Here is a 13233-nt window from a genome sequence, read left to right as displayed (position 1 = left end):
TGGCCGGAAGGTCAGGTTTATTTTCAAAAATAAAAAGTCGTTTACCCGTAAGCAAACGACTTGAATTTTATTTAATAATGCTGGAAAAACCAATAGCTACTTGATCACCGTGGTTGTGTCAAGCGGTGATTCCGACGGTCCTTTATCTTTTTTTCCAAAAACAGAAATGTTAATGTAACGTTTCGGATGCTCCCGCAAATTTGTCAAAAGCTTGTTGAGGCTCACAACTGTCCGGTCGATGTTGTTGTAAAGCGTTTCGTCTTTGATGAGCTTCCCCGCGGTTCCTTTTCCCGATTCAACGCTTGCCAGCAATGTATGCAGTTCTCCAATGGTCCTGTTCGCGTTCTGAACCGTTTCCCCGAGCCGCAATGCATTCAGAGAGTCTGCCAAGGTTCCTGTTTTGGCAAGAAGCGGTTTCAGCTCTTTTTCTGTTTCTACCAAAGATGTGGAAAGCTTGTTTAAATTAGACGTTAATGCGACCAGATTAGTGCGGTTTTCATTCAGTAACCTCTGTAAATTTGTTCCCGTCTGATTATAGTTTTTGAGGACTTGGTTCAGTATCAAACCTGTTTCTTTGAACCCCATCACAACCACATCCAGGTTTTTGATCAGTGAATCGGCGTGATTGACAAGCGGCAGCGCTTGCTCCTGTAGAACAGCCGAAATCCCTGCTTCCTTGCGGGATACCAATGTGTCGCCATCCTTTAAAGCTGGCCCGGTCCCGACTACCAGATTAATGACTTTACCGCCCAGCAAACCACCATCCGCCAGGGTAGCTGCCGTCCCGCCCGGTATGATAACGCCTTTTTGGATGTCAATGCTGACCAGTATCTGATTTTTCCGGCTTTGCAATAACTTGATTTCCTGCACCCGACCTACATTTAATCCATTGAGTAAGACGGGATTGGATGCGGTCAAGCCGTCGATATTGTCGTAAACCACGTAATATTGATGGGTTCTGGAAAAAACGTCGGAGCCTTTTAAAATGTGAAAGCCGAAATATAACATTACAATAGCGACGACCGCCATAACTCCGACTTTTGCTTCTCTTGATATTTTCATGAGCTAATTAATTGAAATCGAAATGCAAGATATGACCTTGTTAACGGTCCATATCTTTTTTGTAGGCCATAAATGCCTGGTGAATAGACTCTGCAACTTCTTCCTGTCCATCCTTTGAACCCAGGTATTCTTCTTCATCAGGAGTGGACAAGAAGCCGGTTTCGATCAAAACGGCTGGCATCGCGCATCTCCAAAGCACCAGAAACCCGGCTTGTTTCACGCCGCGGCTGTCCCGATCTGACACAGATTGAAATTTCTTTTCAATTAAATCCGCAAGACGAAGACTGCTGGAAATAAACGCGCTTTGGTAGTTGGCAAGCATAATGTGCGCGAGCGGCGAATTGGGGTCGAAGCCTTTGTATTTTTGCTTATAGTTCGTTTCCTGCAAGATAACCGAGTTTTCCCGCTTCGCAACGTCCAGGTTTCCTTGTGTTTTGTGTAAACCCATTACGAATGTTTCCGTTCCTCTCACCGACCGGGAGCTGGGTGTGGCATTGCAGTGAACGGAGATAAAAAGGTCTGCATTGTTGCGATTCGCAAATGCGGAGCGTTCCCCTAACTCAATAAAAACGTCAGTTGATCTGGTATATAGTACTTTTACTTCCGGAGTTTCTTCTTTGATCCTTCGCCCAAGTTCGAGTGCAACTGCCAACGCAACGTCTTTTTCTTTGGTAACACGTCCCCTGGTCCCAGGATCTTTCCCCCCATGACCGGCGTCGATGACAACCGTTTTAACTTTGCTGGATTTGGCCGGTGCGGGATCGTCTTGGATTACAAAAGCGAGGCTTGCAAAAAGGGTGCTTGCGACAATTACTAATTTAAGAACTTTTAACATTATTTTTTAATTAGGGCGTTACTCGTTAGAGGTTTCTCTGCTAATTTTGAAATTCGTTACGCAAAAATACGCTATTTGTTAGAACTGAAAAGAAAGGCGATTATTATATCGTCAGTAGTTGCGGCGTTTCTTATATTCAGCACAGTATCCTGTGTACAGCAACGCACAAAGAGGACCGGGGAAAAATCAGGGAAAGCCGAACGTTACAACTTCAGCCAAACAGACAGCGGATTCTCTCCTTGCTGTAAAAAAACAATCTGGCGCCGACACAACCGGTGCCGGGAAGAATGCTACGTCCATCAATGGTGCAGTAACGCCAGGTGATACATCACTCACAAACAGAGGATTAACAGATTCCACTGCGGTCGATTCGCTCTCAAACCCGGACGACCTCCAAAACGCTGTCCAATATACCGCAGAAGATTCTACGATCATGGATGCGGTTCTTAAACAGGTTCATCTGTATGGAAATGCCGAAGTAACTTACGGGACCATTAACCTCAAAGCCGCTTATATACGCCTCAATTGGGTCACCAACGAAGTTTATGCCATTGGAACAACCGATCCTGCCGATTCCACTTCCAAAAAAACGATCGGCGATCCGGTATTTCAGGATGGGCCGGAGACTTACAACACCAAGGAAATCCGCTACAATTTCAAGTCTAAAAAGGCACTTATCCAAGGCATTGTCACCCAGGAAGGCGACGGTAACATTCGTGGGGAAAAGGTAAAAAAGGATGCTGAGGGCAATTTTTACATTCGCCATTCCATGTATACAACCTGTAATCTTACGCACCCGCATTACTACATCAATGCGCCGAAGATTAAGATGGTGAATAAAAAACAGGTCATTTCCGGGCCTTTCAATCTTGTTATCAGCGATGTTCCACTTCCTATCGCTCTGCCATTCGGTTTCTTCCCTTTTCCGAAAAAGAAAGAAAACGGAACATCAGGAATTCTCTTCCCTACTTATGGTGAGGAACCCAATGGCCGCGGTTTCTATCTGCGTGAAGGCGGCTACTATTTCGCGATCAGTGAATATATCAACGCATCTGTGACCGGACAGATCTATTCGACGGGAAGCTGGGGATTGGGCGTTGCTTCCACTTATTCCAGACGTTATCAATACAATGGTAATTTAGCATTGCGGTTCAATAAGAATAAGTCAAGTGATGAGGTTGACCGAGATCTGGGGCGAGGACAAACCAATGATTTCAGCATTGTATGGTCTCATGCGCCAAGGCCGCGCGGAAACTCTCAATTTTCTGCGAACGTGAATGTGAGCAGCAACAGCTACAACCAGTTACAGGAATTTGAAACCAACAAATATATCTCCAATGTGGCCAGTTCATCCGTTCAGTATAACCGCACTTTCGGACAATTCATGCGGGCTGCGGGGAGTTTGCGTGTGAACCAGAATTTTGGGCAAGTTGATCCTGATCCTGCTAGTAATGGAAGAAAGAAGGATGGAAAAACGAATGTTTCAACCGATTTTAGCTTCGGCGTGAACCAGATCGCTCCATTTGCTTTGAAAGGCGGCAGAGGTCGCTGGTATGAAAGTTTTCGTTTAGGGCTCGATTTCAGCGGTAATTATGCATTAACCAACTCACTGACTGCGATAGATACTTCGTCATCGAGTCTTGGTTTTTCTATTATTAATGAAGTGGATCCAGCCCGCGCTAATAAGACGAAGATTGTCGCTTTCAATATGGCAAACCTTCCGGAAATGTTGAAGGATGCGCAATTTACCGGCCGTTACAGCTTGCCTATCTCACTTCCTAACTTCAAGGTTTTACGATTCGTCAATGTTACCCCGAGCCTTTCCTTACAGGGCGAAGTTTTCACCAAACAATACGCCTATTCAGTTGAGAGAAACCAGGTGCGCATTGATACATTAAGGCAGGCAGGAACGGAATACTCGTACAATTTCGGAGCGGGGGTTAATACCCGTTTTTACGGAACATTCTTTGTAAAAGGCAAGCGATTGGAAGCAATCCGTCATACAGTTATTCCTTCATTATCATTTACTTATACACCTGATTTTACAGGAGACGCATTCGGATTTTATCAAAAAGTAAACATTAAAAACCGCGGCCTGGACAGAGAATTTTCGTTGTCCAGATTCAGGGGAATCGGAACAGGCGTGAGCAATGGGCGCGCTTCGAGTGTCATTTCTTTCAGTTTGAACAACTCTTTCGAAATGAAACTGAAAACGAAAAGCGACACAGCTGCGCAGCAGTTTGAAAAAGTATCGTTGCTGGATAACCTGAGCTTGGGAGGAAACTATAACCTGCTGGCGGATTCGCTGAATCTTTCCAACATTACGGTAAATGCGAACGCGCGAATTGGAAAAAACCTGAACTTGAACTTTAACATGAACCTGGATCCATATGCATATGAGGCAAATCCCCGGGTTTTGGGTAATCAGGTGGGAACAAGGGTGAATAAATATGCCATTACGCAAGGTCAGGGACTGGCCAACCTGCAAAATCTGGGCTTTACATTAGGGACCAGCTTTGCGCCAAAAAGCTCCGATAAGACCAAACCTGTACCGCCGGCAGCGAATGGAAACCCAACCGTCACCGAGGAGCAGCGCGAGTTTATCGCCCAAAATCCCGAATTGTATGTCGATTTTAATATTCCCTGGAATGTGTCTTTGAACTATAACTTCGGCCTAACCAAGTCCGGACTTTCGAATGCACAACTTATTCAGGCTATACAGGTGACGGGTGATCTTAGCTTATCCAAGAATTTCAAGGTAAGTGTGAATTCTGGTTTTGACTTCACCGCCTTCGAGCCTACCATTACTTCCCTCACCCTTTACCGCGACCTGCATTGCTGGGATATGAGTTTCAGCTGGACTCCATTTGCAGGAAGTGCTTCGCGGGTAAGCAATTACAATTTCACATTAAAGGTGAAATCTGCTATTTTACAAGATCTGAAAGTTACGCGCCGCCGCTCATTCTACGACAGATCTGCTTACTAATATTGACGTAAGGACATAAAAAAATGGCCGCCCAAACAGGACCGCCATTTTCACCAAATATCTTTACAGATTATTTGGAAGATTTTGCTGCTGCTTTCGGAACCACTTCCCCGTTCAGGTACAAAGTAATTGAACCTCCTTCTGTGTTACTGAAAACTGTAACAGGCTTGTTGAAAGGACCTGCTGCTGCTGCATTGAATGTTGCTTTTACAGAACCCGTTTTACCTGGAAGTACCGGCTCTTTTGACCAAACCGGCGTTGTACATCCGCAAGACACGGTTACGTTTGAAAGTACAACCGGATCAGATCCTGTGTTAGTGAACACAAATTCATGCGTTACAGGCGTTCCTTGTGGTACTTTACCAAATTTGTGCGTTTCTTCTTTGAATTTCAACACACCTTTTTGCGCAAAACTAACGGTGGACAAGCCTACCAATAAAACCAGCGCGGAAAAAAATACTTTCATGATACTAACTATACATTTAGTGGTGAAAAAAAGTAACTAGCAAACAAGATTAAGTTATAAAATTTAAATTTAATAATCATTAACCAATATTAACAATGCAGTCGAAAGTTATACGTACCACTGCGGTGTTTATTATTTTCCTGCATAATTTTGGCTTGCATTCAAAAAAACGTAATTTAACTAAGGATTCATTCCAAGTAAATTTTGCATATGCTTCAAAATGATAGTTTGACCGGTTCCAGTGTATTGAGTAAGGAGAGTATCACCAAAGACTATCGCCTTGCTTGCGAAAGTCGTCAGGTGAGTTTGCTGGGAAGGAAGGATACAATGGGTGGCCGTTCTAAATTTGGCATTTTCGGAGATGGTAAGGAAGTGGCCCAGATTGCATTGTCGAGGGCATTTAGGATGGGTGATTTTCGCTCCGGATATTACCGCGACCAGACTATTGAAGCGGCTCTGGGCAATGTGAGCTGGCAACAATTTTTTGCACAAATGTACGCCCACGCTGATCTCGAACACGAGCCAAGTACGGGCGGGAGATCTATGAATGGCCATTTTTCTACCCGATGGCTCGATGAAAACGGACAGTGGCTGGACCAGACAAAACTTTATAATTCAGTTTGCGATATCTCCTCCACGGCGGGGCAAATTCCACGGGCCGTTGGCCTTGCATATGCTTCCAAATTATTCAGGAACAATAAAGAACTGCATGATCTGACCAATTTTACACGGCAGGGAAACGAGATTGTTTTTGCCACAATCGGTGACGCGTCCACTTCCCAGGGAATGTTCCTGGAAGCGATGAACGCGGCCGGAGTGTTGCAGATCCCGCTGCTGACTTCTGTCTGGGATGACGGTTACGGCATCTCCGTTCCTGTTGAATATCAGACTACGAAATCAAGCATTTCCAAAGCGCTGGCAGGTTTGCAGCGCAATGAAGAGGAACCCGGACTAGAAATATTTACGGTAAAAGGATGGGACTATCCAGCCGTTATTGAGACTTACCAACGGGCTGCGAAGCTTTGCAGAGAAGAACAGGTTCCCGTTTTAATCCATGTTACCGAGCTTACACAACCACAAGGACATTCTACTTCCGGCTCGCATGAAAGATACAAATCCAAGCAGCGACTGAAATGGGAAAATGACCGCGATTGTAATGTAATATTCCGCAATTGGATCCTGCAAAATGGATACGCAACGGATGAAGAGCTAGAACAAATAGAAGTTGAAGCCAAGGAAACGGCGCATAACGCACGCAACATGGCATGGCAGGCATATCGCAAGGAACTCGATAAGGAATATCTCGAAACGATCCAGCTTCTGCAAGATGCCATGCGTTCCAGTTCGCACGCCGATGAGCTGAGTAACATTGTCCTGGAACTCTCCAAAACATATTTACCGGTAAGGCGCGATATGGTTTCCAGCGTCCGAAAGGCATTGCGATTGCTGGGAAGAGAAGATAACCCAACAAAAGACGCACTCAAAGCATCCCTTCAAAATAGCCTGAGAGACAACGCACAGCGTTTTAGCACACATCTTTACAGCGATTCTGCGGATTCCCCGTTAAATGTTCCCGAAGTAAAGCCTGTTTTTTCCGAAGAAAGTCCAACCGTTGATGGCCGTGAGGTGATCCGCTCTTATTTCAATGCGCTTTTTGAAAGAGATCCACGCGTGGTGACGCTGGGTGAGGATGTTGGGTTTATTGGTGACGTAAATCAGGGATTAGCAGGGTTACAGGAGAAATTTGGTGAATTAAGAATCACAGACACCGGCATTCGTGAAACGACCATTGTAGGACAAGGCATTGGTATGTCCATGCGCGGATTAAGGCCAATTGTCGAGATCCAGTATTTCGACTACATCTATTATGCCCTTGCGACATTAACAGACGACTTGGCAACATTGCGTTACCGCACAGCCGGCGGACAGAAAGCACCATTGATCATCCGTACGCGGGGGCACAGGCTCGAAGGAATCTGGCATTCCGGTTCTCCGATGGGCACTATGCTGAGTAGTCTGCGCGGGATCCACGTTATTGTACCACGAAACTTTGTGCAAGCCGCCGGATTTTACAATACATTAATCAAAGGCGATGACCCGGCTCTGATTGTTGAGCCGCTTAATTCTTACCGCCAAAAAGAAATTCTTCCTGATAATATCGCCGAAATCTGCTTCCCATTGGGCGAACCGGAAATAATTCGTGAAGGAAATGACATTACCATTGTGACCTACGGCTCAATGTGCCGTATAGTAATGGAAGCCGCTGCTCAGTTGCAAAAATCAGGCATTGAAGCAGAGGTTATTGATGTGCAGACTTTGTTGCCTTTTGACATCCACAGCCGCATTGCTGAATCTGTCAAAAAGACCAACAGGGTTATTTTCGCTGACGAAGATTTGCCGGGAAGCGCTTCTGCATATATGATGCAGCAGGTTGTTGAAAAGCAAAATGTGTATCGCTGGCTGGATTCTGCGCCTGTAACCGTTTCGGCGAAAGATCACCGTCCTCCATATGGATCGGATGGCGATTATTTCTCTAAACCCAATGCAGATGACATTTTTGAAGCAGCATACCGAATCATGCGAGAAGCCAACCCGGAACTTTACCCGGAGCTTTTCTGACGTTGTCAATGCTGTTTATTTCAAAGTAGGAAAAAGAATTTTAGATATAATTTTAGCGGCGACCGGACTAATCATCCTGTCGCCGCTTTTTATTTTAATTAGTATTATCCATCGGCTGAAAGCCGACGGTAATTTGTTTTTTTGCCAGTTTAGGCCGGGGCTTGGGAAGAAGCTTTTTGTTTTGGTTAAGTTTCGGACGTTGACTGTCGTTCAAAATACTTATAATGAAGGAAATAGGACACATTGCATGTCTTCTTTTGGCAAGTTTCTACGCAAATCTTCTCTAGACGAGCTTCCTCAACTGTGGAATGTATTAAAGGGCGATATGAGCCTGGTAGGGCCGCGGCCGCTACTCCCGGAATATCTGGAATTGTACAATGCCGACCAACGCAGGCGTCACGATGTCTTGCCGGGAATAACAGGCTGGGCCCAAGTTAACGGACGCACTGCAATTAGTTGGGAAAAGAAGTTTGAACTTGACATATGGTATGTAGAAAATCGGTCTTTCCAGCTGGATATGAAGATTTTGTATTTAACCTTTTTTACAATTTTCAAAAATCCCGGGAAGCAAGTTGCTGCAACATTTGAAAGGTTTAAAGGCAATTTATAATCATCACACACTTAACTATTACACTATGCTCATTTACGGCGCAGGCGGTCATGCCAAAGTAATTGTTAGTTTATTAAGAGATTCAGGAGTTGAAGTTGCTGCAATTTTTGACGATGACCCGGTCGGCAAAGTGCTTGGTAACCTATTCATTTCAGGTCCCTATGATCGAAATGTCTATGAGGATCAGCAACTCATTCTTGCGATTGGAGATAATTTTATTCGAAAAAAACACGCTTTGCAAGTGAGTCACCGCTTTGCAAATGCATTTCATTCTTCTTCACTGATCGAACGAAACGTTCCGTTTGGCTTAGGCAATGTGGTTTTGCATCGTGCTGTTATTCAAACAGATTCAATCATTGGAAATCATTGCATTGTTAACACCGGTGCATTAGTCGATCATGAATGTAAAATTTCCGACTTCGTTCACATTAGCCCGGGCTCGGTGCTTTGCGGCAATGTTACGGTTGGTGAATGCACACTTATTGGCGCTGGAAGTGTAGTCGTTCCCAATGTTGTTATTGGTAAAAATTGCATAATCGGTGCAGGAAGTGTCGTTACGAAAGACATTCCAGATGGAGCCATCGCTCGCGGAAATCCTGCGCGAATCATTAAACAAACACACTATGGAAAAGAAAATCTGGCTTTCGCCTCCGCACATGGGCGGGACGGAGATGATGTACATTCAACAGGCTTTTGACACAAACTGGATAGCACCGGTTGGTGCGAATGTGAGTGCTTTTGAGAAACAGATTGAGGACTTTATCGGCTGCGGACATGTAGCAGCACTGTCATCGGGAACCGCAGCGTTGCATCTTGCACTGGTTTTGCTCGGCGTCGGGAAAGGTGACATTGTGATATGCCAGTCGTTTACATTCGCAGCGAGTGCCAATCCCATTGCTTATCAAAGTGGCATTCCCGTTTTTGTGGATAGCGAGCCGGAAACCTGGAACATTTGTCCTGACACATTGGAACGAGCCATTAAGCATTGTATAAATAAAGGCAAAAAACCCAAGGCGATCATAATCGTGCATTTGTACGGAATGCCTGCGCGTATGGATGAAGTTTTAACATTATGCAACCACTACGACATTCCATTAATTGAAGACGCTGCCGAAGCGCTCGGTTCTGAATTTAATGATCGGAAAGCAGGCTCCTTTGGTACATTTGGCATATTCTCCTTCAATGGTAACAAGATTATTTCAACATCAGGAGGCGGAGCGCTTTGGTCAGCAGATCCGGCACTCATTAAAAAAGCAAAGTTTCTGGCTTCACAGGCAAGAGATCCTGCTTTACATTATGAACATTCAGTAACCGGTTACAATTATAGTTTGAGTAATGTTTGCGCAGGAATTGGAAGAGGTCAAATGGAGGTTTTGAGAAACCGCGTAGCACAGAGAAGAGCTAATAATGCGTTTTATCAAAAAGCTTTGGAAAAACTACCCGGAATCAACTTTCAAAAAGAACCCGCTGAATGCTTTTCAAATCGCTGGCTAACCGCGCTGACATTGGATTTCCAACAATCAGAAATTTCCCCGAAAAAACTTATCGCAGAACTGGAAAGTGAGAACATTGAATCACGGCATTTATGGAAACCAATGCATTTACAACCTGTGTTTAAAGACGCGCCTTATTTTGGCGGAAACATTGCCGGTGAATTATTTCACTCAGGAATTTGCTTGCCATCCGGTTCTGGACTGAAGGCGGATGATTTACAACGCGTTACCAGTGCCATCACTAAACTTTTTGCATAAAAAAATGTCCACGGACAGATTCCGTGGACATTCAATTTTCACTGATATCAAAAAGCTTACAAATTCTAATTTGGCAAGACCTCTATTTCGAATTGCAAAGGTGCATAAGGCAAAATCTTGTCCCTGCCGCTTTTTCCATATCCAAGAGAAGACGGGAAAACAATGATTGCTTTTTCGGTTTTGCGTAGTTTACGCAGCGCACGATCAAACCCTGGAATCGTTCCGGCGGATGAAGTTGTAAAAGCGCTTGTGCCTTCGTCGAACTTGGTGTCATCGAGCAGCCTGCCCACATATTTTACACTGACCGCCATTCCAGCTTTGATCGTATCTCCCGTTACTTTGTTCGTCCTGATAATCAACAGGTTGTCGGATGTTCGTTCAACGTTTGTGTAACCTTTTTTAGCGATGAATTCATCAATTTGCTGCACTTCCGAACGCGTCTGAATAAATTCAACTTCGAGGCGGATCGGGGAATATGCCGGGATATTAACTTTATCCGAATTTCCTGAAGCCAGATAAAAAGGTAAAAAGAATGTTGCTTTTTCGCCCGTTTTCATCAAAAATATGCCCCTCTCAATACCACCCCAAAAAAGGTAACCTTCCACCGGAAATGTAAATGTCGTTTTGCTGTCCACAGTTGAAGAAACCACTTTGGTTCCATCGAGCAAATAACCCGTGTATTTAATGGTTGCAGCATCGCCTCTCTTGGCAAGCTGGCCGTTTGGATTGGCTTTACGGATAATGTAATAAAGCCCCGAGCTGTCTCTGATTGCCTTTGAACCCAGGCTGTCCGTTTTAAGATAATTCTCAATCGCAACCTCATTCTCTTTCACTTTCGCTGTATCATCCGTATTGTCTTTATCCATACAACCCGACAAACCGATGAGCAGGGCAAATACGATGATCAATGATAAATTAATTCGCTTCATTTCTTTTCCTTCTTTTCTTTTAAATAAATGGGAACTGATTTTTTACAGAGATGCTTATAAACCGGAAATGGTTGTAATCAGGATTGAAAAAGAGGAACATTCACATTCTTTTCAAAATATTTACAACTCGGTGATAATGGGCACTCCATGCACTTGGGACTTCTCGCGAGGCAGATGTAGCGTCCATGCAGAATTAGCCAGTGATGCGCTTTATGAACGAGAATTTTGGGAATGTATTTTAAAAGGGCTTTTTCCACGGCCAATGGCGTCGTGGCAGTAAGCGGCACTAGCCCTATTCGCCTTGAAACACGAAAAACGTGCGTATCAACAGCCATAGCAGGCTGATTGAAAATTACAGACGCGATCACATTCGCTGTCTTCCTTCCTACCCCAGGCAATTTTTGCAAGTCCTCTATCGAGGCAGGAACCTCAGCGTTAAATAGCTCAACGAGCATTCTCCCCATCCCAACCAAATGCTTTGCTTTGTTATTGGGATAGGAGATGGAGCGGATGTAAGTGTAAACTTCTTCCACATTGGATGCAGCCAATGCTTGCGGGTCAGGAAACCGTTCAAAAAGTGCAGGCGTAACCATGTTCACGCGCTTGTCTGTGCATTGCGCGGAAAGGGCTACGGCAACGAGTAACTCGTATGGACTTCCGTAATGCAGCTCGGTCTCAGGTTCAGGAAAGTTATTGGTAAAATAATCAAGGAAGAACTTGAATCGGTCTTTTCTAAGCATACGGGATATCCTGACTGTGAATTTCACAGCCGGTTACAGATTTGGACAAAAAAAGACCCACCTCTTAAAATGAAAGAGCGGTGGGTCTTTTTGGTGAAAATTGTTGAGAATATCTGAAGACTTTCGCTACAGAGTGATCCGAAGGCATCCGAACGATTTTATCCATCTGGCTCTGAATGTCGAGTGAGTCCAGATAAAAGCTCATCAAATCATTGTCAAGCGCCAGGGCTTCAACAATCAGGTCATTTTCAGTCTCTGTTGTTTCGGCATATAAATACCTTACAACATCATCGTAAGTAAAAGTTTTTGTCATACTGTGGGGCACGTTGGTTGAATTGCTTACGCAAGTTTATCAACGCGTAACGCATTCTGCCCAATGCCGTATTAATGCTCACTCCTGTTGCATCGGCAATTTCCTGAAAGCTCATGTCCTCATAGTGGCGCATGATCAGGACTTGCTTCTGAACATCAGGTAACCGCTGGATCATCTCCCGCAGTTGCTCGTGTGTTTCCTGACGAATCTGGATTGACTCAACGGAATCCTCCGAAAAATCCAGCGTATTGAAAACACTGCTTCCATCTTCAAATACTACATTGGGGTAGCGTTTATCGCGTCTGAAATAATCAATGGCGAGATTGTGTGCGATACGTATAATCCATGGCAGGAATTTGCCTTCATCATTATATCTACCACCTTTTATCGTGTCTACGGCCTTAATAAATGTATCCTGCAATAAATCTTCGGCTACATACTGGTCTTTGACAATTAGATAAATAGTGGTGTATATTCTTGATTTGTGGCGCTGAACAAGCTTTTCAAATGCCTTTTCATTACCGCGGATATACAAGGTTACCAACTCACTGTCGCTAACTTGGACTTTCTCCATTTTTACTATTCGATTTAGTTAACGTAGAGCGGTTCGTCGATATTGTTTCTCCTTTCTGTTTAGTGAAATAATGAACTGTCTTTTCTGTATTTTGAATTATACATATCAAAGAAATGGATTTGAAAAATAATTTGCAAATCTTTAGGTTTCTTTTTTTTGTAAAATAAATTTCATTAACAACTGTTAACAACAAACCCCTCATTTGAAGAATATACGTGTGCAGGCCGGAGGTCGTGTTCTTATTGCAATAATTAATAGAACTTATCGAATGACTTACGTTAACGTTATGGTGTTTGGATCACTTGTAATTTTTTATTTATGATTTTTACCGAATAAAAATTAAATTTC

At 44.0% G+C, this 13233-nt stretch carries 12 protein-coding genes; 5 read left to right on the top strand and 7 right to left on the bottom strand.

Going from position 1 to position 13233, the window contains the following annotated elements:
* Window positions 1–96 precede the first annotated feature (96 nt).
* Together MUK70_RS24825 and MUK70_RS24820 are read right to left on the bottom strand one after the other, a co-directional pair.
* On the bottom strand, window positions 97–1062 hold the full coding sequence (locus MUK70_RS24825) for an MlaD family protein (protein WP_234658331.1): 966 nt from the start codon (window positions 1060–1062) through the stop codon (window positions 97–99).
* A gap of 40 nt (window positions 1063–1102) precedes the next feature.
* Window positions 1103–1897, bottom strand: a complete 795-nt coding sequence (locus MUK70_RS24820; protein ID WP_234605752.1) for an N-acetylmuramoyl-L-alanine amidase family protein — start codon at window positions 1895–1897, stop codon at window positions 1103–1105.
* A gap of 151 nt (window positions 1898–2048) precedes the next feature.
* Here MUK70_RS24820 and MUK70_RS24815 point away from each other — a divergent pair, with 151 nt between their 5' ends.
* Window positions 2049–4883, top strand: coding sequence for a putative LPS assembly protein LptD (locus tag MUK70_RS24815; RefSeq protein ID WP_244784528.1), 2835 nt, complete (start codon window positions 2049–2051; stop codon window positions 4881–4883).
* A 70-nt stretch (window positions 4884–4953) separates the two neighbouring features.
* Here the strand turns inward: MUK70_RS24815 and MUK70_RS24810 are convergent, their stop codons facing one another.
* A complete protein-coding gene (locus MUK70_RS24810; RefSeq protein ID WP_082216708.1) occupies window positions 4954–5349 on the bottom strand; it encodes a DUF1573 domain-containing protein in 396 nt (131 codons plus the stop codon).
* A gap of 210 nt (window positions 5350–5559) precedes the next feature.
* Here MUK70_RS24810 and MUK70_RS24805 point away from each other — a divergent pair, with 210 nt between their 5' ends.
* Genes MUK70_RS24805 through MUK70_RS24790 form a run of 4 tightly spaced genes read left to right on the top strand, consistent with a single transcriptional unit; the run spans window position 5560 to window position 10329 of the window.
* Complete coding sequence (locus MUK70_RS24805; protein WP_234658334.1) at window positions 5560–7968, top strand: alpha-ketoacid dehydrogenase subunit alpha/beta; 2409 nt, start codon at window positions 5560–5562, stop codon at window positions 7966–7968.
* On the top strand, window positions 7859–8578 hold the full coding sequence (locus tag MUK70_RS24800; RefSeq protein ID WP_310590017.1) for a sugar transferase: 720 nt from the start codon (window positions 7859–7861) through the stop codon (window positions 8576–8578). Before MUK70_RS24805 ends, MUK70_RS24800 begins: the two co-directional genes overlap by 110 nt.
* A gap of 25 nt (window positions 8579–8603) precedes the next feature.
* A complete protein-coding gene (locus MUK70_RS24795; RefSeq protein WP_234658336.1) occupies window positions 8604–9275 on the top strand; it encodes an acetyltransferase in 672 nt (223 codons plus the stop codon).
* Complete coding sequence (locus MUK70_RS24790; protein WP_234658338.1) at window positions 9202–10329, top strand: DegT/DnrJ/EryC1/StrS family aminotransferase; 1128 nt, start codon at window positions 9202–9204, stop codon at window positions 10327–10329. The genes MUK70_RS24795 and MUK70_RS24790 overlap by 74 nt, the downstream gene beginning before the upstream one ends.
* A 65-nt stretch (window positions 10330–10394) precedes the next feature.
* On the opposite strand, the gene MUK70_RS24785 is transcribed toward MUK70_RS24790, so the two are convergent.
* The 4 genes from MUK70_RS24785 to MUK70_RS24770 form a co-directional block, all read right to left on the bottom strand.
* Window positions 10395–11258, bottom strand: a complete 864-nt coding sequence (locus tag MUK70_RS24785; protein ID WP_234658340.1) for an FKBP-type peptidyl-prolyl cis-trans isomerase — start codon at window positions 11256–11258, stop codon at window positions 10395–10397.
* A gap of 77 nt (window positions 11259–11335) precedes the next feature.
* Complete coding sequence (nth, locus tag MUK70_RS24780; RefSeq protein WP_234606070.1) at window positions 11336–11998, bottom strand: endonuclease III; 663 nt, start codon at window positions 11996–11998, stop codon at window positions 11336–11338.
* Between the two features lie 64 nt (window positions 11999–12062).
* On the bottom strand, window positions 12063–12311 hold the full coding sequence (locus tag MUK70_RS24775) for a hypothetical protein (protein WP_234605762.1): 249 nt from the start codon (window positions 12309–12311) through the stop codon (window positions 12063–12065).
* A complete protein-coding gene (locus MUK70_RS24770) occupies window positions 12286–12885 on the bottom strand; it encodes an RNA polymerase sigma factor (RefSeq protein WP_026632052.1) in 600 nt (199 codons plus the stop codon). Before MUK70_RS24770 ends, MUK70_RS24775 begins: the two co-directional genes overlap by 26 nt.
* Window positions 12886–13233 lie beyond the last annotated feature (348 nt).

The sequence above is a fragment of the Dyadobacter chenwenxiniae genome, assembly GCF_022869785.1.
Lineage (GTDB): Bacteria > Bacteroidota > Bacteroidia > Cytophagales > Spirosomataceae > Dyadobacter > Dyadobacter chenwenxiniae.
This window is presented reverse-complemented; position numbering and strand designations above follow the sequence as displayed.